The organism is Polaribacter sp. OB-PA-B3 (assembly GCF_054589375.1).
Genome location: NZ_BAAIIX010000004.1, coordinates 171,332 through 191,243, shown reverse-complemented (window position 1 = coordinate 191,243; position 19,912 = coordinate 171,332). Strand labels below are relative to the sequence as shown.

The window sequence follows — 19,912 nt, the reverse complement described above, 5'->3', positions numbered from 1 at the left end:
TTAATGTATTTTTACCACAATGAAAGTACTTAGATTTTTTCTATTTCCGTTTGCTATTTTGTACGATTTTGTAACAAAAATTAGGAATTTATTTTTTGATGTTGGGGTTTTTAAGGAAACAAGTTTTAAGACGCCAGTAATAGTTGTTGGCAATTTAAGTGTTGGCGGTACAGGTAAAACTCCGCAGATAGAATATCTTATTAGATTACTTCAAAATCAATATAAGACAGCAGTTTTAAGTAGAGGTTATAAAAGAGAAACAAAAGGTTTTGTGTTGGTAAAAGACAATCATAAAGCAATTGATGTTGGGGATGAACCCTTACAATATTTTAAAAAGTTTAAAGATGTTGTTATAGCTGTTGATGCAAATAGAGTAGCGGGAGTTACAAAATTGATAAACGAACATAATGCTGAAGTTGTGTTGTTAGATGACGCTTTTCAGCATAGAAAAGTTAAAGGAAGTTTTAATATTTTGCTTACAAAATTTAACGATTTGTTTGTAGATGATTTTTTGCTGCCAACAGGAAACTTACGCGAAAGTAAAACAGGTGCAAACAGAGCAGATGTAATATTGGTTACAAAATGCCCATACGATTTAGATCAAGATACAAAAACCAAAGTTTTAGAAAAACTTAAAAAGTTTGATAAAGAAGTTTTTTTTACTACAATTTCTTACGGAAATAAAGTTTTGGGTTCTAAAGAAATCTTTACTAAAGATATTGTGAATTATGAAGTTTTGTTGATTACCGGTATTGCAAACCCGAAACCGCTTTTAGATTTTTTATTAAACTTTAATGTAAATTTTAAACACTTAGAGTTTGCAGATCATCATCATTTTAGTAATAAAGAAATTAATGATATTAAGACTAATTTTGATGACTTACCAAGTAATAAACTTCTTTTAACTACCGAAAAAGACTACGTGAGATTGCATAATAAATTAAGTGATTTAAGTTATTTACCAATAGAAACATTGTTTTTAAATGAATCTAAAAATAAGTTTGATGTCTTAATAAACAGTCATTTAAAAGAAAAAGTATAAATTTGGTATTATAATTGATATTTTAAATTAAAACCTTAGAATGAAAAAAATATTTTTATTATCGTTTGCATTTTTATTTACAACGATGTTCGTTGCTCAAGAAGATATAGATGATTTACCTTTAGAAGATGTTGTAGTAAACAAAATCGAACAAGCTTTACCCACTGCAACCTGGGAATCTTCGTATAAAAATGCTTTAAATAAATCTAAAAAAGAAAAAAAACCTGTTTTAATTTACTTTACGGGATCAGATTGGTGTGGACCGTGTAAGGTTTTAGATAAAAAATTATTTCATTCAGAAAAGTTTGTAAATATCGCAGATAAAGAGTTGATATTATACGAGGCGGATAATCCTAGAAATAAAGATTTAGTTGAAGCAAAAAGATTGGAAGAAACGTATAATTTAATTCGTAAATATCACGTTAAATCTTACCCAACATTGGTTTTTGTGAATCATAAAGGTAAAATAATTGGTTACAAAAAGGGGTTGATTCTAACTGAATATTATTATCCTTTTATCAATTCTGTGATTGAGAATTACTAAATTATCTTAAGTAAATTCTGGTGAATTTTGCGACTTTTAATTTATGTTAATTTCTATTTTTAAGAACATAAAAAGTAAACCAAGGGTGCTTTTTGTCATTGACGGCTTAGGTGCTTTGTTTTCTGCATTTTTTATAGGTTTTGTATTGGTAAAGTTTCAACCTTTTATAGGTTTATCTAAAACTACTTTAGTTTTTTTAGCTGTTTTTCCATCTATTTTTTTTGTTTATAACGTATACTGTTATTTTAGAACCCCTATTAAAGTTCTTGCTTTTTTAAGGATAATAGCGGTTTTAAATTTATTTTATTGCTTCTTATCAATTGCAATAGTTCTTTGTAATTACAATTTAATTACAAAATTAGGATTGCTCTATTTTGGACTAGAGATAATGGTTTTATTATTTTTAATACGCTTAGAGTTCTTTGTGGTCTATAAATTAAGTGACTAAAAAACTTACAAAAACAAAAAAACCGAAGCATATTGCTTCGGTTTTAATATAGTATTAATTACTATTAATTATTTTTGATTTACAACTCTAAAAGTTGTTCTTCTGTTTGCTCTGTGTTCTGCTTCTGTGCAAGAAACTCCATCAGCACACCTGTTAGTTAATTTAGATTCACCAAGACCGTTACCAGTTAATTGGCTAGGATTAACTCCTTTAGAGATTAAGTAGTTTGTTACTGCTTGCGCTCTTCTTTCAGATAAATTTTGGTTGTTAGCTTTAGTTCCTCTAGAATCTGTATGAGACTCAATTGCTACAGCTACACCGTCTTTTAAGATTGGTAATAATCTTGCATCAATAATTCTTTTAGCAGCACTAGTTAAAGTAGCACTTCCTAAGTTCCAGTTAATTGGTAATGGAGTGTTGTTTACTAATTCACATTCAACTTCTTTCCAAGTAGTTAAACCACCTTTGTTAACTAAAACTTCTTTAGTTACAGTCTTGTATTTAGCAGGAACAGTTACTTCTTCTTGGTAAGCGTCTTTTACTAAAACAATTTTCTTGATAGAACCATAAACAGCAGGTATATCGATAGTTTTAGTTGTAGGACCAGAAACCATAACTTTTTTAGTGTACGTTTTTTCGTAACCAGGTACAACAGTTTTAGTTGTAGAAGCATCTGATTTTAATACAGTTTGAGATACAGTAACAAACTTTGCAGGAATTGGTTTATAACACCAGTATCTACAATCGTTAGGGTCACTAGACTCACAATCAGGTGCTTTTTCGCTCATTTCCCAAACTGCAGATGCAGCTTTAGTTTCTATTACTTGAGAATCTGGACTAAAAGTAGCATTAATAACTCTTAAGCTATTTGCATCTTCTTTACCTGTATACGTTACTGTTTTAGTTTCCCAAACACTTGGTACAACAACTAAACGTTGGTCTGCTTCTTTAATTAATACTCTTTCTGTAACAGTTTTATAAGTTGCAGGATACGTAACTATTTTTTTGTAAGCTGGTGCTACTTCAATTGTTACGTCTTCATTTTTCCATACTTCTGGAGTTTTACAACGTACATAACATTTTCCAGGTTCTGGGTTTGTTGGTAAATCTTGACCGAAAGCTACAGCTCCAATCATTAAGAAAAAACCACTAAGTAATACTTTTTTCATTGTAATTGTTTTAATATTAATGTTCACTATTAAGACTCTATTGTTGTATAAAAGTCACTATAAAGATACAAAATATTATTAAATGTTAATGAAAAGTTAAAGAAAGGTGAAAGAAAAGTTAATGTTATTTTTAGGTTAAGGTGTTGTTATGCAGGCTTTTAATTATACCGTCTGATAAACCGATTTTTGGCACATAAATTTTTCTAGCGCCACTCCATTTCATGGCAGATAAGTATATTTTTGTTGCAGGAATAATAACATCTGCTCTATCAGGATTCAAACTAAGTTCAGAAATTCTTTCATCATAGCTCATGTTTTTTAAGAACTGATATTGAGCATTTAAGTAGATAAAAGAGATTGGTTTTCCTTCTGTTCTACCAGACATTTTAAATAGTTTGTTGATGTTTCCACCAGAACCTATTAAAGAAATTCTTTTTAAATCTTTTGTATTTTTCTTAATCCATTTTTCTACGTTGGCAAACATTTCTTTGTTTACAGATTTTTTATTATTTAATAAACGAACTGTACCCATTTTAAATGATTTAGAATTAACAATTTTTCCTTTAGAGAAAACAGTAAATTCTGTACTTCCTCCACCAACATCTACATATAAATAAGAATTGTCTCCTTCTATTAATTCATTTAAATCTGTAGACGATATAATTGCTGCTTCTTCTTTACCACCAATAATGTCAATTTTTACTCCGGTTTTATTAAAAATCTCTTCTACTACAACTTCTCCGTTAGAAGCTTCTCTCATAGCAGAAGTTGCACACGCTTTATATTTTTCTACGCCATGTATATTCATTAGTAATTTAAAAGCCTCCATAGCATTAATCATTCTGCTAATGTTTGCATCACTAATAATGCCTTCATTAACAAATACATCTGCACCTAATCTAATAGGCACACGTACTAAAGATGATTTTTTAAATTGAGGTTCTCTATCATCAGAGATTATTACGTTTGAAATTAATAATCTAATGGCATTTGAACCAATGTCTATTGCTGCGAATTTTTTTATTTCTAACAAAGTACTTTATTTAAGATTTTTAGGAAACTCTACTAAAATTGTTTTACCTCTTCTAATATTTTTCCAGTGTTTTTCTTCAAATTGAATGCCTATTACACCACAAGTTGTAACATGTGCAATTGGCTTATTTCCAAATTCATTAACAAAAGTATTTATACCATGATCGTGACTAAATATTATTGCCGAGTTGAAACCATCATCTAATGCATTAACGGTTTTTACTAGATAGCCATCGCTAAAACTATAAAGTTGTCTTTTTATTTGAAGATTGGCATGAGGAAAGCCAAAATTTTCGCAAAATATTACAGCTGTATGCAATGCTCTGTTGGCACTACTCGTAATAAAAGCATCTGGTTTTTCTATTTTTTTTGTTAAAAACTTAGACATTAAATGAGCGTCTTTAATACCACGCTTTTTTAAGGGTCTGTCAATATCTTCAATACCAGAGTATTCCCAAGAAGATTTTGCGTGTCTTACTATATAAAGTGTTTTCATCTAAATTTTAATTGATAAGGGTAAATATAAAAATTTATGGAGCTAATCGTTCAATTTTCCAAGAAAAATCTTTTTCTAGACTATATCTTATTCTGTCATGGAGCCTATTTGGTCTACCTTGCCAAAATTCTATAGAGATGGGTTTTACCAAAAATCCGCCCCAATGTTTTGGTCTATTTATTTCTTTACCTTCAAATTTCTTTTCGAAAGATTTTAAATTGTCTTCTAAAGTTTTTCTTGAAGCAACAACGCTACTTTGGTTAGATGCCCAAGCACCAAGTTTACTGCCCTCTGGTCTCGACTCGAAATAACCATCAGACAAGTTTTCGATTTGTTTTTCTGCAATCCCTTTAATTATAATTTGTTGCTCTAATGCTGGCCAAAAAAAAGACAAACAAATGTTATTGTTAGCTTCTATTGCTTTTCCTTTTTCTGATGTATAATTTGTATAAAAAACAAAACCTTCCCAAGTAAATTTCTTTAATAAAACAATTCTGTTTTTAGGAAAACCATCTTTACCAATCGTAGAAACATTCATAGCATTTGTTTCTTCTACAGTATTAGATTCATCTGCATTTTTAAACCAAGTTTGAAATAATTCCATTGGATTTTCAGGACAATTACTTTCTAATAACTCTTCCTTTTCGTATGATTTTCGGTAATTTGATAAGTCTTTAGACATTTAAAAAAGTTTAATTATGTAAAAATACTGAATAATTTAAGTACAATCTTAAATTATTAGCTCAATTTGTTGAGGTAATTTGCCAAAGAAAATCCAGAGCTAACACAACCTTGAATTAAATAACCTCCGGTTGGTGCATCCCAATTTAACATTTCGCCAATACAAAATTGATTTTTTAAGACATTTAATTGTCCGTGATTGTCAACAGCGGTTAAACTTACACCGCCAACAGAAGAAATAGCTTTGTCTAAAGAATTTACAGCTATTATCTCTAATGGAAATTTTTTAATTTTTTTTGAAAGGATATCTAGATTTAAATACTCCTCTTTAATTAAATAATCTTTTAATAAATCAATTACAGAACTGCTCAATTTTAATTCTTTTTTTAAGATTTGGGTAGTGTTTTTAGAATATGCATTCTTAATTTTAAGCGTTACTTTTTCTAAATTAAAAGCGGGTTTAAAATCAATATAAATTTTGGCTTTATTTGCTAAGTTTAATTGATGTCTAATTTGCGGACTTAAGCCATAAATACCGTTTCCTTCTAAGCCAAATTTTGTAATTACTACTTCTCCTTTTTGTTGTTTTGAGTCGCAATAAATTGCAATATTTTTAAGCGGTTTTCCTTCGTTTTTTTTCAAAAAATCTGATTTCCAATTAATTTTAAAAGCACAATTAGAGGCTTCAAAAGGTGTTGTTTTTATCCCTTTGGATGTAAAAGTATCAAGCCAATTTCCATCAGAGCCTGTAACCTTCCAACTTGCGCCTCCTAAGGCAAAAACCGTAAAATCAGATTTTATTATTTTATCATTAATTATGATGTTGTTTTCATTGTCCCAAGTCGAAAAGAGATGGTTAAACTTAAATTGAACTCCTTTATCTTCTAGATATTTCAAAATAGTGTTTAGTACTTCTATCGGTTTAATTCCTTCTTTTGGATAGACTCTTTTGCTACTTCCGATATAAGTTGGAATTCCTATTTTTAATAACCAATCTCTAAAGTTTTGGTTTGTAAAACTTGTAATTGATTTTTTTAAAAAAGTTGTTGGTGTATATTTATCTATAAGTTCGGCTATAGATTCTGAATGTGTTAAATTGAAACCGCCCTTACCAGCAACTAAAAACTTTCTACCAGCAGTTTTATTTTTTTCGAAAATAGTAACGTTGTATTTTTCAAGATCTAAAAAAGCAGCTAAAAATAAAGCTGATGGTCCGCTACCAATTATAGAAATCTCCTTTTTCATGTTATTTTTTCTTAAAAAAATACAATCCTAAGAAAGTAATAAATCCGTTTAAGATTAATAGAGAAAAATCAAAATCAAAATTAAAATACTCTAAAGACAAAAAATTTACTAAATAGGTTAGAAAGGGAGAGGCTAAACAAATAAGCGGTACCATTTTGTCTTTTACTTTAATGTTTGTAAAAAGACCAAAGGCATATAAACCTAATAATGGACCATAAGTATAGTTTGCAAACGTAAATATTTTAGCAATAACACTTGCATCAGCAATAAAATATTTAAATACTAAAATGGTTGCTATTAAAATTAAAGAAAAAAGAACGTGTATTTTTTTTCTCGTTTTCTCTTGTTTTGCTTTGTCTTTTTGTTTGTCAATCTCTAAAATATCAATGCTAAAAGAAGTTGTTAAAGATGTTAGTGCAGAATCTGCACTAGAGTATGCCGCAGCAATTAATCCTAATAGGAAAAAGATGGCAGTTGCCAAACCTAAAGTGCCTTTTGTTGCAATTATAGGAAAAAGTTCGTCTTTGTGTGCGTCTATTCCGTTAGATTTGGCATAATCTGTAAGTAAAACACCCAATGCTAAAAAGAAAAAGTTAACAATAACAAGTACAATTGTAAACCAAAACATGTTTTTCTGAGCATCTTTTAGGTTTCTGCAGGTTAAGTTTTTCTGCATCATATCTTGGTCTAAACCAGTCATAACTATAGAGATGAAAGCACCCGCAAGAAATCGTTTCCAGAAATAGTTACCAGCATTTACATCTTCAAAAAAGAATGTTTTAGATAGTTCGTTGTCTGCAACATATGTAAAAAGATTACTTATTCCCATTTCATCAGAAATCGTATAAATACAAACGCCAACTGCAATCAGCATAAATAAAGTTTGCAAAGTATCTGTCCAAACAATGGTTTTTATACCTCCTTTAAAAGTATATAACCATATTAAAAGTATTGTAATTGAAACAGTTACCCAAAACGGAACACCATAACTATCAAATAATAATAATTGCAATACATTGGCAACTAAAAAGAGTCTAAAAGCGGCACCAATGGTTCTAGATAATAAGAAAAAACTAGCTCCGGTTTTGTAAGAATTTTTACCAAATCTATCTTCTAAATAGGTGTAAATTGATGTTAGATTCAATTTGTAATACAGCGGTAATAAAACCAAACCAATAACTGTGTAACCAACAATATAACCCAAAACCATTTGAAAATAACTCATGTTTTGACCTTCTACCCAACCTGGTACAGAAATAAATGTTACACCAGAAAGTGATGCACCAATCATACCAAAAGCTACTAAATACCAAGGCGACGAATTATTTGCTTTAAAAAACGTTTTATTGTCTGCAGATTTACCTGTGATATAAGAAATAAGTATCAAAACAGTAAAATATGCAACTATTAATAAGATGATATATTCGGGTTTCATTTTAGTTTTTATTTGGTTACGAATATATGTTTTTTAAGAGTCTTTTTTCTTTTTTATTGATTCTTTTCTCTTGAAAGAGTTAAATTTGCAGTTATGGATTTTTCTTCAAAATTACTAGAAAATGCGGTGAATGAAGTTTCTAGATTACCGGGTATTGGTAAAAGAACTGCATTGCGTTTAGTGTTACATTTATTAAAACAACCATCAGAAAATACAAAATATTTATCTGAAGCTCTTTTGCATTTAAGAAATGATGTAAAAACTTGCGAAAAATGTCATAATATTTCTGATACTATTTTGTGTGATATTTGCCAAAATCCGAAGAGAAACCCAGAAATTGTTTGTGTTGTAGAAGATATAAGAGATGTAATGGCAATAGAAAGTACAGCTCAGTTTAAAGGATTGTACCATGTTTTAGGTGGAAAAATATCTCCTATCGAAGGTATTGGGCCTCAGAATTTAAAAATAGAGTCTTTAATTAATAAAGTAAGTAGTGGTGAAATTAAAGAATTAATTTTTGCTTTAAGTTCTACTATGGAAGGTGATACAACCAACTTTTATATTTTTAAGCAAATAGAAAAATTTGAAATTACAACAAGTACTATTGCACGAGGAATTTCTGTAGGCGACGAATTAGAATACGCAGATGAAGTTACATTAGGAAGATCTATTTTAAATAGAATACCTTTTGAACAAAGCATAAGAGGTTAAATTAGTCTTTGTCTAAAACCTCTTTTTCTGCTTTTTCCCAAGATTTTTTTTCTCTAATTTTTTTGTAGAGTTTAATACCAAGCATCATTAAAATTCCGAAAAGTATAATTCCTACAACGCCCCAAATCCAATTTATTGCGCTTTTTACAGTTACTAAAAAGACAACTGCAAATAGAATTATAGTCGATATTTCGTTAAATATTCGCAATCTAAAGGCAGAATATTTTACAATATCTTTTTGAAGTTTTTTAAATATTGAATGACAAAATCCGTGGTAGAAATACAAAGCTAAAACAAATGCTAGTTTTACTAACATCCAAGGTTCTGATAAATAAGTAGGATTTTCGATAAGCATCCAAAAAGCAAAAGTACTTGCTAAAATAGCAGAAGGCCAGGTAATTATATACCATAACCTTTTTGTCATTAATTTGTACTGTGTTTGCAAAATAGATTTTGCAGGTTCTAATTTATTTTCAGCTTCAGTTTGGTAAATAAACAATCTCGGAATATAAAATAAACCTGCAAACCAAGTTACTACAAAAATAATGTGTAATGCTTTAACGTAAAGAAAATCCATATTAATTATTTGTTTTTCCAATCATTTATCCAAGAAACCATAACATCTACCCAATCATCATTATCATTCATACATGGTATATGTTTGTAATCTGTTCCGCCTGCTTCTAAGAATTCTTCTTTACCTTCCATGGCAATTTCTTCTAAAGTTTCTAAACAATCAGCAACAAACGCAGGTGTTATTACAGCAAGCTTCTTTTTACCAATTGTTGGAAATTTTTCTAGTTCAAAATCTGTATAAGGTTTTAACCAAGGATCTTTTAACAATCGAGATTGAAATGAATTGCTATGATTTGTTTCATCGAAACCTAATTCTTTAGCAATTGCTTTGGTAGTTTCAAAACATTGATGTCTATAACAAGTATGATGTGCTACGGAATTTCGATCGCAACAAGAACCATCTATTTTACAATGACTGTTTGTTGGGTCAGATTTTTTGATGTGACGCTCTGGAATTCCGTGATAAGAAAATAGAACATGATCGTAATCAAAACCTTTTAAATGATTAGCAATGTTGTTGCTCATTACTTTAATATAATCTGGTTTGTTATAAAACGGTGGTAAAGTATCTAATTTTACCTGCGGATATTTTTCTGCAATAATTTCTTCTGCTAGAACAACAACGGTTTCATAAGAAGACATTGCGTAATGTGGGTATAAAGGAACTAACATAATTTCTGTAACGCCTTTGTCAACCAAATTTTTAATTCCTTTTTCCATAGACATAGAACCATAGCGCATTGCCAACTCAACAGGAATATCTACTTTTTTGGCAACTTTTTTAGTAAACCTTTCAGAAATTACAACTAACGGAGAGCCTTCTTTCCACCAAATCTTTTTGTAAGCAGCACCCGATTTTTTAGGTCTAATTTTTAAGATGATACCTTTAATAAGAATCCAGCGTTTCCAAAAAGGAATATCAATTACACGCTCGTCCATTAAAAATTCTCCTAAATATTTTTTTACATCTTTTGTATCTGTAGAATCTGGAGACCCTAAATTGTTTAATAAAATACCTTTCATTTATATATGCTTCAAAAGTGGTTGTTTACTTATTTTTTTGATATTTGGTTGGTAACTTCATATAAAGTTATCGCTAAACTATGTATTACATTCATGCTAGAGTTTCTTCCAAACATTGGTATTGCAACGGTTTTGTCTACTAAATTTATATTTTCGATACCGTTTCTTTCGCTTCCCAAAAGTAAGACGATTTTTTCATGATTTTTAAAATCAAAATCTTGAATATCGATACTTTTATCAGTAATTTCTATACCAATAATTGTATTGCCAGCTTCTTTTAAATCGGTAATTAATTTATCGAAATTAGAGTAGGCTTCGTGTTTTATTTGATTAAGAGTGTTTCTAGCAGTTTTTTTTACGATTCTATTTTCTGTAGTTGGTGAGTTTTCATGAAAATATATTTTTTCTACACCAAAACTTTCAGAAATACGAAAACACATTCCAATATTTTCTGGGGTTCTAATAGCGTCGCATACAATTGTTATAGGAAATTGTTGTTGCTTATTTTCGATGTCGTAATGTGTAAGTTGTTCCAAATTGCAATTATTTATTTAAACTCATTACATATTTTTTTGGTGTTGTACCAAATTTCTTTTTAAAAGCTGCAATAAAATGGCTTGCGGTGCTATAGCCAACTTGTGTGCCAACTTCATTTACATTATATTTATTAGATTCTAATAATTTTCTAGCGTGTTCCATTTTATAGTCGAATAAAAAACTATATACTGTATCGCCATAAATTTGCTTGAATCCTTCTTTTAGCTTTTTTAAGTTCAAACCTATTTCAGTTGCTAATTCTTGCAAACTTGGTGGTTCGGCCATTCTAGAAATTATAATATCTTTTGCTTTTCTAATTTTAATAACATTTTGTTCGTCAACTAAAAATGGGCAGTATTCTGCATCTGCACTTTCTTCTTTTTGAAAATGAAGACTTAGTAGCTCATAAATTTTACCTTTAACGTACAACTGTCTAATAGAACTGTTTATATTCGAGTTGATGATTTGTTGCAAAACAATAGAAACCGTTGGTTTGATTTCTGTGTCGTCATAAAATTTTCGATTGCTATTTTCGTCACTTAAAAAAGGTATATAACCCGATTCTTTAGAAAATAAAGAATGGAATTTTTCAATAGAAATTAAAAGCGAAACCAATGTTGTTTTTGGTTGAATCTCTAGATTAATTGGTAATGTTCTCTGCGGATTGTACAATAGAATAGATCGGTTGTCTAAAACGTCAAAAGTGTAATCGCCAGAATTAAATAAAAATTTAGAATTACCGCGTAAACAAAAGTGCATTTGTATAAATGTACTATCAATATCTCTTTCGAAATTGATGGCTTTTTTGCTTTCGTTCTGAAAATGAAGAACATAAAACCCTTTTTCTAGGTTTATTTCATCAAAAGAACTTTCTCCGACATTTTTAAACATAATTTTCTTAAATATTGAAACTTCTTTTATTTAGAATCATTCTATATAAAAAATGTTTAATTACTTGTTAACACTACAAAAATAAGGATTTTTGAATGTTTTTTAATAATAAAAGCATTAAAAAACACAGAACGTTATTAAAAGTTCTTTAAGCGATACTTTTTTTTGATTCCTCTTTTTATTTTTGCATCATCTTTTACGATTTATGAAGGAACAAGGGCAAGAACATTTTTACAATATTGGTGTAAGTTATAAAAAGGCAGATGCAGAAATGCGTGGTAAGTTTTCTGTATCCAAAGAAAATCAAGCCGCACTTTTAACTGCAGCTAAAGAAAGAGGTATAAAATCTATCTTTATAATTTCTACATGTAATAGAACAGAAATTTTTGGTTTTGCCAATAGACCTTGTTTACTTATAGAGTTGCTTTGTGATTTTTCTGAAGGTACAGTTAAAGAATTTAATGCTATTTGTAGTATTAATAAAGATCAAGATGCAATTAGTCACTTGTTTAGAATTGGTACAGGTTTAGAAAGTCAGATTTTAGGAGATTATGAAATTGTTGGTCAATTAAGACAATCTTTTAAATTGGCAAAACAATTAAGAACTACAGATGCTTATATTGAAAGACTTGTAAACTGTGTTTTGCAAGCAAGTAAACGTGTTAAAAACGATACTAAATTAAGTTCTGGTACAACTTCAGTTTCTTATGCTGCAGTGCAATATATCATTAAGAATTTACCAGATTACAATTCTAAAAATATTTTAGTTTTTGGTTTAGGTAAAATGGGAAAACATACTTGTAAAAATTTAGCAGAATATACGCAGAATAAACAGGTTAGTTTAATCAATAGAACCGAAGAAAAAACAGATGTTTTCGTAAAAGAGCATGCTTCTATTCGTAAATCTGTTATCGAAAATTTAACAGAAGAGGTGGCAAATGCAGATGTAATTATTGTGTCTACAGGTGCAGATAAGCCTACAATTACAAAAGAACACGTTGTAAATAAAAAAGAAACTTTAATTTTAGATTTATCGATGCCAGAAAATGTGGCAAAAGATGTTTTAGAAGTTGAAGGTGTTTCTTTGGTAAACGTAGATGAGCTTTCTAAAATTACAGATGAAACTTTAGCTGTTCGTCAACAAGAAATTCCGTTTGCAAAAGAAATTATAGAGACTCATAAGGCAGAGTTTAATAGTTGGTTAAACCATAGAAGATTTACCCCAGCAATTGCGGCTTTAAAAGAATCTTTAGAAGTAATAAAGAAAGATGAAATTAATTTTCAGAAAAAGAAGATAATAAATTTTGATGAAAATCAAGCAGAAATCTTAACTTCAAGATTTATACAAAAAATTACTACACAGTTTGTTAAGCATTTAAAAGATGAAGAGACTTCTGTTTCAGAAAGTATAGAAGTTATTCAAAAAGTGTTTCAATCATAATTAAAACTCCATGCAAAAAATAATAAGAATAGGTACTCGCGATAGCCAATTAGCGCTTTGGCAAGCAAATAAAGTACGCAAAGAATTAGAGGAATTAGGTTATGAAGCTGTTTTGGTTCCAATTAAATCTACAGGTGATATTGTTTTAGACAAACCTTTGTACGAATTAGGAATCACAGGTATTTTTACTAAAAACTTAGATATTGCCATGTTAAACGGTGATATTGATATAGCTGTACACTCTCTAAAAGATGTGCCTACCGCACTGCCCGAAGGTATTGTGCAAGCTGCAGTTTTAAAGCGTGCAAATTATACAGATATCTTGGTTTTAAAAGATACTGAAGAATTTTTTGGTCAACCAAACGGAGTAATTGCAACAGGAAGTTTACGTAGAAAAGCACAATGGTTAAACCGTTACCCTACGCATTCTGTAGAAGATTTAAGAGGAAATGTAAATACGCGTTTAGAGAAGCTTAGAACTAGCGAGACTTGGAACGGAGCTGTATTTGCAGCAGCAGGTTTAGAACGATTAGGGTTAAGAGATAAAGGTGCAATACCTTTAACTTGGATGATTCCTGCACCAGCACAAGGCGCAATTATGATTGCTGCATTAGAAAATGATACGTTTGTTATTGATGCTTGCGAGCAATTAAATCATCATGAAACTAAGGTTTGTGTTGGTATAGAGCGCGAGTTTTTAAAATTGCTAGAAGGTGGTTGTACAGCCCCAATTGGTGCTTTAGCTTATGTTGATGATAAAACAGGTGAAATTAACTTTAAAGGAATTTTATTAAAAAGAGACGGTTCTAAAAAAATTACAGTAACCAAAACTGCAAAAATTGGAAGCCATAAATTTTTAGCAAAAGATTGCGCTGATTATGTGATAAATAGAGGTGGTAAAGAATTAATGCAAGAAGATGAAGGTAAAGATGATTCGATTGCGAAAGTTTATTCAACTAAAAAGTTATCAGAATTACAAAAAGAAAATCTTTCTTCTGCGATAGGTATAGAAGATAGTGATTTTATAAAAATAAGATTTAATAGAATTTCGCCAAAAGTAGTAAAGCACACGCATGAAAACGTTGCAATTACTAGTCAAAATGGTGTAGAAGCTATCTTAAACTCTTTTACCAAAGAAGAATTAGATTTTAAAAATATTTATTGTGTTGGTAGAAGAACTAAGAAATTAATAGAAAAAAGAATAGGAAAAGTAACCTACGTTGCTAAAAATGCTTTAAAACTTGCAGAGTACATCTCTAAAGAAACAGAAGTAAAAGAAATTACTTATTTCTGTAGCGATGTAAGATTAGATGTTTTTCCTACGTATTTACAAGCCCATGAAATTGTTGTAAACGAAATAGAAGCTTACAAGACAATGTTAAGTCCGGTTAAAATTTCTGATGAATTTTCGGGTGTTTTGTTTTATAGTCCTTCTGGAATAAATAGTTATTTAGAAGTAAATTCTAAAGATAAAACAGCATTTTGTATAGGAGAAACCACTGCGGTAGAAGCTAGAAAACACTTTGCAAACGTAGAAGTTGCTAATTTACCAAGTGTAGATAGTGTTTTAGAATTGATAAATAGTTATTATTCCGGGGAAGAATTTTCTTCAAATTAATTAATGACAAAGAGTATTTAAAAATAATTATTTCGTCAGTTTTCTCCGAAATAACTAAAGTTAGCATACATGTTTAGAACTAGAAGATTAAGAAAAACAGAAGGTATAAGAAGATTAGTTAAAGAAACTAAACTGTCTGTAGACGATCTTATTTATCCGCTTTTTATAGAAGAAGGAGAAAACATCGAAACAGAAATTGTTTCTATGCCTGGGATTAAGCGTTTTTCTTTAGATCGAATTTCGAAAGAATTAGATGAGGTAGTTTCTTTAAATATTCCTGCGATTCTTTTATTCGGTATTCCATCAGAAAAAGACGATGAAGGCACAGAGACGTGGAATGACGATGGAATTATGCAAAAAGCGATTCGTTATATCAAGAAAAATTATCCTAGTTTATATGTAATTACAGATGTTTGTTTTTGCGAATATACATCTCATGGACACTGCGGAATTATACATGAAAATGATGTAGATAATGATGCAACTTTAGTAAATCTTGCAAAACAAGTAATTTCTCATGCAAAAGCAGGTGTAGATATGGTTGCACCCTCTGGCATGATGGACGGAACTATAGATATGATTCGTCAGTCTTTAGATAATACAGGTTTCCCGAACTTACCAATAATGGCATATTCTGTAAAATACGCATCCGCTTTTTACGGTCCTTTTAGAGATGCGGCAGATTCTGCACCAACATTTGGAGACAGAAGAACCTATCAAATGGATCCGTCAAATAGAGATGAAGGAATGCGTGAAGCTACTTTTGATGACCAAGAAGGAGCAGATATTTTAATGGTAAAACCAGCTCTTTCTTATTTAGATATTATTAGAGATTTAAAAAATAATTTCGATAGACCAATTGCATGCTATAATGTAAGCGGAGAATATGCAATGGTTAAAGCAGCAGCAGAAAAAGGTTGGATTGATGGAGAAAAAGTGATGATGGAAAGTCTGTTATCTATGAAAAGAGCAGGAGCAGATATAATAATTACTTATTTTGCTAAAGAAGCAGCAAGGGTATTAAAGACTAACAACTAAAGACTAATAACTAGTAAAGTATGAGCTTTATAAAATCACAAAAATTATACAAAAAAGGATTAAAAAATCTTGTAGGTGCAGTAAATTCTCCGGTAAGAGCATTTTCTTCTGTTGGCGGAAATCCGTTGTTTATTAAAAAAGCAAAAGGAACTAAAATTACAGATGTTGACGGAAATGAATATGTAGATTTAGTACTTTCTTACGGGCCAATGATATTAGGTCACAGACATAAAAAAGTACAAAAAGGTGTTGATAAAGCTTTAAAGAATGGTTATTCTTTTGGTGCATCTACAGAAGCAGAAATAAAATTAGCAAAAATTGTTTGTGACGCTTTTCCAGAAATGGATAAAGTTCGTTTTGTAAACTCTGGTACAGAAGCTGTTTTAAGCGGAATTAGATTAGCTAGAGCATTTACAGGTAAAGACAAAATTATTAAGTTTTCTGGTTGTTATCACGGGCATCAAGATGCGTTATTGGTTGCAGCAGGTTCTGGATTGGCAACTTTAAGTTTACCTGGTTCTAAAGGTGTGCCAGAAGGCGCAGTAAAAAACACGTTAATTGCAGAATACAATAATTTAGAAAGTGTTAAAAAACACTTTGAAGAACACGATGATATTGCTGGTGTAATTATAGAGCCAATCGGTGGTAATATGGGTGTTGTAATTCCGCAAAATAATTTCTTAAAAGACTTAAAAGAGTTTTTAGAAACTAAAGGAGCCTTATTAATTGCTGATGAAGTAATGACAGGTTTTCGTTCTAAATTTGGTGGAGCACAAGAATTATTAGGTGTTACAGCAGATATTACGTGTTTAGGTAAAGTAATTGGTGGAGGTTTTCCTGTTGGAGCTTACGGAGCACGAAACGAAATTATGGAAAATGTTGCGCCATTAGGAGGAATGTATCAAGCAGGTACATTGTCTGGAAACCCAATAGCTATGGCTGGTGGAATTGCAACTTTAACCGAGTTAAAAAAACAAAATCCGTATAAAAAATTCGAAGAGGTTGGTGCAATAATAGAAGTAATTTTATTAGAAACCGCTAAAAAATACAATGTAGATTTAACAGTAAATAGATTTGGTTCTATGTTAAATCCGTTCTTTACAAAAACTAAAGTTACAAATTTTGAAGAAGCGCAAACTTCAGATACAGAAAAGTTTGGTGTTTTCTTTTGGGAAATGATAAAAAACGGTGTGTTTTTACCACCAAGTCAATTTGAAGCTTGGTTTTTATCATCAGCATTAAAAGATAAGGATATAAAAATAATAGCAAATGCAACTGACAAGGCAATGAAAAAAGTAGCCGTTAGCTTTTAGCTATTTGCTTTTAGTAGAGAATTTATGGGAAATTTTAGAAAATTAAAGATTTGGGAACAAGGAATTGTTATTGTCAAAGAAATTTATAAAATAGCTCAAAAATTACCTTCTGATGAAAAGTTTGGATTGAAAAGTCAAATTACTAGAGCTGCCGTTTCAATTCCATAAAATATAGCCGAAGGTTCTAGTAGAAATAGTGAAGTTGAATTTAAACGATTTTTAGAAATTGCAACAGGTTCACTTTTTGAGGTTGAAACTCAACTTATAATAATTCAAGAATTAGAATTAATAGAATCAGAAGAATTAAAGGTCATTTTTGAACTTATAGAAAAAGAAGGCAAGATGATGAATGGATTAATAAATAAAATAAAGAATAGCTAAAAGCCAAAGCCAAAAGCTAAAAGCTAATAGCCAAAAGCTATAAAATGATAAAAAACGATTTATTTTTAAGAGCATTAAAAGGAGAAACTGTAGATAGACCGCCAGTTTGGATGATGAGACAAGCTGGAAGATATTTGCCAGAGTTTATGGAAATCAAGCATAAATACGATTTCTTTACGCGTTGTCAAACTCCAGAATTAGCATCAGAAATTACTGTACAACCTATTAGAAGGTATGGTATGGACGCTGCTATTTTATTTTCTGATATTTTGGTTATTCCGCAGGCAATGAATATTCATGTGGAAATGAAACCAAATTTCGGGCCTTATTTACCAAATCCTATTCGTACTCAAAAAGATTTAGACTCTGTTATTATTCCAGATATTCAAGATTCTTTGGGTTACGTAATGGATGCTATTAAAGCAACTAAAGAAAAACTAAATGACGAAATTCCGTTAATTGGTTTCGCAGGTTCACCTTGGACGATTCTTTGCTATTGTGTACAAGGTCAGGGTTCTAAAAACTTTGATAAAGCCAAAGAATTGTGTTTTACAAATCCGGTTGTAGCACATTCTTTATTACAAAAAATTACAGATACAACTATTGCGTATTTAAAAGCAAAAGTAGAGGCTGGTGTAGATGCTGTTCAGGTATTTGATTCTTGGGGAGGAATGTTATCTCCAGTAGATTATCAAGAATTTTCTTGGCAATACATGCAACAAATAATCGATGCTTTAAAAGATATTACTCCGGTAATTGCATTTGGTAAAGGTTGTTGGTTTGCGTTAAACGAAATGTCTAAATCTGGTGCTTCTGCGTTAGGTGTAGATTGGACGTGTTCTGCAAGAAATGCACGTTATTTATCTGGCGGAAATATAACTTTGCAAGGTAATTTCGATCCAACAAGATTGTTTTCTCCACCATCAGAAATTAAGAAAATGGTAACCCAGATGATTAATGAGTTTGGTAAAGATAAATACATTGTAAATCTAGGACATGGTATTTTGCCAAATATTCCGTTAGATCATGCAAAAGCATTTGTAGATGCAGTAAAAGAATATAAAGCAAATTAAAAAATGCCTCATTTTATTTTAGACTGTTCAGAAAATATTTTAAAGCTTCAAGAACCAAGAAAGGTGCTTGAAGCTGTTTTTGAAACAGCATTCTCTACAGGATTATTTGATAGAGATGATATAAAAGTTCGTTTAAATCCATTTAAACACTCTTTAGTGCAAAGTGCAGAAGCAGATTTTATACATGTTTTTGGTAATATTATGGAAGGTAGAACAGAAGAACAAAAATCTGATTTATCCTACGCAATTGTAGCAACATTAACAACGCTGTTTCCAAAGGTTCCTATCATTTCTATGAATATTAGAAATTTTGAACAAGCTACTTATTGTAATAAATCTATGATTTAAATAAGTAATTTGGGCGTTACTTTGTTAAAAAAAACAAAGTCGCGCTTTCCATTATATCTTTTTGCAGAAAAAGCAAAAAGGATGCCATTACAATCGCTAACGCAAACCAAGGCTAATGATAAAAAATATACTTTCAGCAATAAAAGCATATTTAGGAGCTGTTAATTTAATTTCAAAATTAAAACTTTGGAAATATTTTATAATTCCTATAATTATTAGTGTTGTTACAGCAACCATTATTGGTTTTACAGCTTATGGGTTATCGGACAATGTAGGTGGTTTTATAGCTAAAGTTTGGATTTGGGATTGGGGCAAAGAAACGTTTACATCCTTTGCATCTTTTATTGGCGGAATTTTTGTCTTGGTAATAGGTTTAATTTTATACAAACACATCGTTTTAGCTTTGTCTGCTCCGTTTATGAGCCCGGTTTCAGAAAAAATAGAAAATTATTTCAACGGAAGTTTAAAACATCAACACAGAAAAACAAGTTTTAACGAACAATTAATTAGAGGAATTCGAATTAATATCAGAAATTTATCCAAAGAATTATTAATTACGATTCCTATTTTATTATTAAAATTTATTCCGGTAGTAAATATTTTTTCGACCATTTTACTGTTTTTAGTACAGTCTTACTATGCTGGTTTTGGTAATATAGATTACACATTAGAGCGTCATTTAAATTATAACGATAGTATTTCTTTTGTTCGTAAAAACAAAGGGATAGCAATAGGAAACGGAATTGTGTTTATGCTATGTTTGCTAATACCGTTTATAGGAATCATTATTGTTTTACCTTTATCTGTAACTGCAGCAACTACAAAAACAGTAGATTTGTTAAAAGAACAATAATCAGTTATTTATAAGAA

At 30.2% G+C, this 19,912-nt stretch carries 20 protein-coding genes and 1 pseudogene; 11 read left to right on the top strand and 10 right to left on the bottom strand.

What is annotated here, in order from left to right:
• Nucleotides 1-19 precede the first annotated feature (19 nt).
• Together lpxK and ACYPV9_RS09505 are read left to right on the top strand one after the other, a co-directional pair.
• The gene (lpxK, locus tag ACYPV9_RS09510) at nucleotides 20-1,042 is read left to right on the top strand and encodes a tetraacyldisaccharide 4'-kinase (RefSeq protein WP_459743270.1); all 1,023 of its coding nucleotides are present in this window, start codon (nucleotides 20-22) and stop codon (nucleotides 1,040-1,042) included.
• A 40-nt stretch (nucleotides 1,043-1,082) separates the two neighbouring features.
• Nucleotides 1,083-1,586: a thioredoxin family protein gene (locus ACYPV9_RS09505; protein ID WP_459743268.1), complete on the top strand. Its 504-nt coding sequence runs from the start codon at nucleotides 1,083-1,085 to the stop codon at nucleotides 1,584-1,586.
• Between the two features lie 516 nt (nucleotides 1,587-2,102).
• Here the strand turns inward: ACYPV9_RS09505 and ACYPV9_RS09500 are convergent.
• The 6 genes from ACYPV9_RS09500 to ACYPV9_RS09475 all read right to left on the bottom strand — a co-directional run bounded on the left by ACYPV9_RS09500 (nucleotide 2,103) and on the right by ACYPV9_RS09475 (nucleotide 8,092).
• Complete coding sequence (locus tag ACYPV9_RS09500; RefSeq protein ID WP_299065179.1) at nucleotides 2,103-3,203, bottom strand: OmpA family protein; 1,101 nt, start codon at nucleotides 3,201-3,203, stop codon at nucleotides 2,103-2,105.
• A gap of 130 nt (nucleotides 3,204-3,333) precedes the next feature.
• A complete protein-coding gene (locus ACYPV9_RS09495) occupies nucleotides 3,334-4,236 on the bottom strand; it encodes a Ppx/GppA phosphatase family protein (protein ID WP_299065181.1) in 903 nt (300 codons plus the stop codon).
• 6 nt (nucleotides 4,237-4,242) lie between these two features.
• Entirely contained in the window at nucleotides 4,243-4,731 is a 489-nt protein-coding gene (locus tag ACYPV9_RS09490) for a SixA phosphatase family protein (RefSeq protein WP_299065183.1), read from the bottom strand.
• Between the two features lie 34 nt (nucleotides 4,732-4,765).
• Nucleotides 4,766-5,413, bottom strand: a complete 648-nt coding sequence (gene pdxH, locus ACYPV9_RS09485; RefSeq protein WP_299065185.1) for a pyridoxamine 5'-phosphate oxidase — start codon at nucleotides 5,411-5,413, stop codon at nucleotides 4,766-4,768.
• A gap of 56 nt (nucleotides 5,414-5,469) precedes the next feature.
• Nucleotides 5,470-6,657: a BaiN/RdsA family NAD(P)/FAD-dependent oxidoreductase gene (locus ACYPV9_RS09480; RefSeq protein ID WP_459743264.1), complete on the bottom strand. Its 1,188-nt coding sequence runs from the start codon at nucleotides 6,655-6,657 to the stop codon at nucleotides 5,470-5,472.
• A gap of 1 nt (nucleotide 6,658) precedes the next feature.
• Nucleotides 6,659-8,092, bottom strand: coding sequence for a sodium:solute symporter (locus ACYPV9_RS09475; protein WP_299065189.1), 1,434 nt, complete (start codon nucleotides 8,090-8,092; stop codon nucleotides 6,659-6,661).
• 93 nt (nucleotides 8,093-8,185) lie between these two features.
• Between ACYPV9_RS09475 and recR the strand changes: the two genes are divergently transcribed.
• Nucleotides 8,186-8,803: a recombination mediator RecR gene (gene recR / locus ACYPV9_RS09470; protein ID WP_299065191.1), complete on the top strand. Its 618-nt coding sequence runs from the start codon at nucleotides 8,186-8,188 to the stop codon at nucleotides 8,801-8,803.
• A 1-nt stretch (nucleotide 8,804) separates the two neighbouring features.
• On the opposite strand, the gene ACYPV9_RS09465 is transcribed toward recR, so the two are convergent.
• The 4 genes from ACYPV9_RS09465 to ACYPV9_RS09450 are packed head-to-tail and all read right to left on the bottom strand — an operon-like array spanning nucleotide 8,805 to nucleotide 11,830.
• Nucleotides 8,805-9,380, bottom strand: a complete 576-nt coding sequence (locus ACYPV9_RS09465) for a CopD family protein (RefSeq protein ID WP_299065195.1) — start codon at nucleotides 9,378-9,380, stop codon at nucleotides 8,805-8,807.
• A 5-nt stretch (nucleotides 9,381-9,385) separates the two neighbouring features.
• The gene (gene hemH, locus ACYPV9_RS09460; protein WP_459743260.1) at nucleotides 9,386-10,402 is read right to left on the bottom strand and encodes a ferrochelatase; all 1,017 of its coding nucleotides are present in this window, start codon (nucleotides 10,400-10,402) and stop codon (nucleotides 9,386-9,388) included.
• A gap of 29 nt (nucleotides 10,403-10,431) precedes the next feature.
• The gene (locus ACYPV9_RS09455) at nucleotides 10,432-10,938 is read right to left on the bottom strand and encodes a TrmH family RNA methyltransferase (protein ID WP_459743258.1); all 507 of its coding nucleotides are present in this window, start codon (nucleotides 10,936-10,938) and stop codon (nucleotides 10,432-10,434) included.
• 7 nt (nucleotides 10,939-10,945) lie between these two features.
• Nucleotides 10,946-11,830 (bottom strand): helix-turn-helix domain-containing protein, encoded by an 885-nt coding sequence (locus ACYPV9_RS09450; protein WP_299065201.1) that lies wholly within the window; start codon nucleotides 11,828-11,830, stop codon nucleotides 10,946-10,948.
• A gap of 205 nt (nucleotides 11,831-12,035) precedes the next feature.
• Here ACYPV9_RS09450 and hemA point away from each other — a divergent pair, with 205 nt between their 5' ends.
• From hemA to ACYPV9_RS09410, 8 genes and pseudogenes are all read left to right on the top strand, one after another.
• Complete coding sequence (gene hemA / locus ACYPV9_RS09445) at nucleotides 12,036-13,271, top strand: glutamyl-tRNA reductase (RefSeq protein ID WP_459743256.1); 1,236 nt, start codon at nucleotides 12,036-12,038, stop codon at nucleotides 13,269-13,271.
• 10 nt (nucleotides 13,272-13,281) lie between these two features.
• Complete coding sequence (hemC, locus tag ACYPV9_RS09440; RefSeq protein ID WP_459743254.1) at nucleotides 13,282-14,889, top strand: hydroxymethylbilane synthase; 1,608 nt, start codon at nucleotides 13,282-13,284, stop codon at nucleotides 14,887-14,889.
• A gap of 69 nt (nucleotides 14,890-14,958) precedes the next feature.
• Complete coding sequence (gene hemB, locus ACYPV9_RS09435; RefSeq protein ID WP_459743252.1) at nucleotides 14,959-15,927, top strand: porphobilinogen synthase; 969 nt, start codon at nucleotides 14,959-14,961, stop codon at nucleotides 15,925-15,927.
• Between the two features lie 20 nt (nucleotides 15,928-15,947).
• Nucleotides 15,948-17,240, top strand: coding sequence for a glutamate-1-semialdehyde 2,1-aminomutase (hemL, locus tag ACYPV9_RS09430; RefSeq protein WP_459743250.1), 1,293 nt, complete (start codon nucleotides 15,948-15,950; stop codon nucleotides 17,238-17,240).
• 24 nt (nucleotides 17,241-17,264) lie between these two features.
• Nucleotides 17,265-17,621 (top strand): annotated as a pseudogene (locus tag ACYPV9_RS09425) (four helix bundle protein).
• A 44-nt stretch (nucleotides 17,622-17,665) separates the two neighbouring features.
• Complete coding sequence (gene hemE, locus ACYPV9_RS09420) at nucleotides 17,666-18,694, top strand: uroporphyrinogen decarboxylase (RefSeq protein ID WP_299065210.1); 1,029 nt, start codon at nucleotides 17,666-17,668, stop codon at nucleotides 18,692-18,694.
• A 3-nt stretch (nucleotides 18,695-18,697) separates the two neighbouring features.
• Complete coding sequence (locus ACYPV9_RS09415) at nucleotides 18,698-19,042, top strand: 5-carboxymethyl-2-hydroxymuconate Delta-isomerase (RefSeq protein WP_459743247.1); 345 nt, start codon at nucleotides 18,698-18,700, stop codon at nucleotides 19,040-19,042.
• A 115-nt stretch (nucleotides 19,043-19,157) separates the two neighbouring features.
• Entirely contained in the window at nucleotides 19,158-19,895 is a 738-nt protein-coding gene (locus tag ACYPV9_RS09410) for an EI24 domain-containing protein (RefSeq protein WP_459743245.1), read from the top strand.
• Nucleotides 19,896-19,912: the final 17 nt, after the last annotated feature.

Excerpts from the sequence above, each read along its gene's own strand:
- lpxK (WP_459743270.1), top strand. The coding sequence starts at position 20 with ATGAAAGTACTTAGATTTTTTCTATTTCCGTTTGCTATTTTGTACGAT.
- ACYPV9_RS09505 (WP_459743268.1), top strand. The coding sequence starts at position 1,083 with ATGAAAAAAATATTTTTATTATCGTTTGCATTTTTATTTACAACGATG.
- ACYPV9_RS09500 (WP_299065179.1), bottom strand. The coding sequence starts at position 3,203 with ATGAAAAAAGTATTACTTAGTGGTTTTTTCTTAATGATTGGAGCTGTA.
- ACYPV9_RS09490 (WP_299065183.1), bottom strand. The coding sequence starts at position 4,731 with ATGAAAACACTTTATATAGTAAGACACGCAAAATCTTCTTGGGAATAC.
- pdxH (WP_299065185.1), bottom strand. The coding sequence starts at position 5,413 with ATGTCTAAAGACTTATCAAATTACCGAAAATCATACGAAAAGGAAGAG.
- ACYPV9_RS09480 (WP_459743264.1), bottom strand. The coding sequence starts at position 6,657 with ATGAAAAAGGAGATTTCTATAATTGGTAGCGGACCATCAGCTTTATTT.
- ACYPV9_RS09475 (WP_299065189.1), bottom strand. The coding sequence starts at position 8,092 with ATGAAACCCGAATATATCATCTTATTAATAGTTGCATATTTTACTGTT.
- recR (WP_299065191.1), top strand. The coding sequence starts at position 8,186 with ATGGATTTTTCTTCAAAATTACTAGAAAATGCGGTGAATGAAGTTTCT.
- ACYPV9_RS09465 (WP_299065195.1), bottom strand. The coding sequence starts at position 9,380 with ATGGATTTTCTTTACGTTAAAGCATTACACATTATTTTTGTAGTAACT.
- hemH (WP_459743260.1), bottom strand. The coding sequence starts at position 10,402 with ATGAAAGGTATTTTATTAAACAATTTAGGGTCTCCAGATTCTACAGAT.
- ACYPV9_RS09450 (WP_299065201.1), bottom strand. The coding sequence starts at position 11,830 with ATGTTTAAAAATGTCGGAGAAAGTTCTTTTGATGAAATAAACCTAGAA.
- hemA (WP_459743256.1), top strand. The coding sequence starts at position 12,036 with ATGAAGGAACAAGGGCAAGAACATTTTTACAATATTGGTGTAAGTTAT.
- hemC (WP_459743254.1), top strand. The coding sequence starts at position 13,282 with ATGCAAAAAATAATAAGAATAGGTACTCGCGATAGCCAATTAGCGCTT.
- hemB (WP_459743252.1), top strand. The coding sequence starts at position 14,959 with ATGTTTAGAACTAGAAGATTAAGAAAAACAGAAGGTATAAGAAGATTA.
- hemL (WP_459743250.1), top strand. The coding sequence starts at position 15,948 with ATGAGCTTTATAAAATCACAAAAATTATACAAAAAAGGATTAAAAAAT.
- hemE (WP_299065210.1), top strand. The coding sequence starts at position 17,666 with ATGATAAAAAACGATTTATTTTTAAGAGCATTAAAAGGAGAAACTGTA.
- ACYPV9_RS09415 (WP_459743247.1), top strand. The coding sequence starts at position 18,698 with ATGCCTCATTTTATTTTAGACTGTTCAGAAAATATTTTAAAGCTTCAA.
- ACYPV9_RS09410 (WP_459743245.1), top strand. The coding sequence starts at position 19,158 with ATGATAAAAAATATACTTTCAGCAATAAAAGCATATTTAGGAGCTGTT.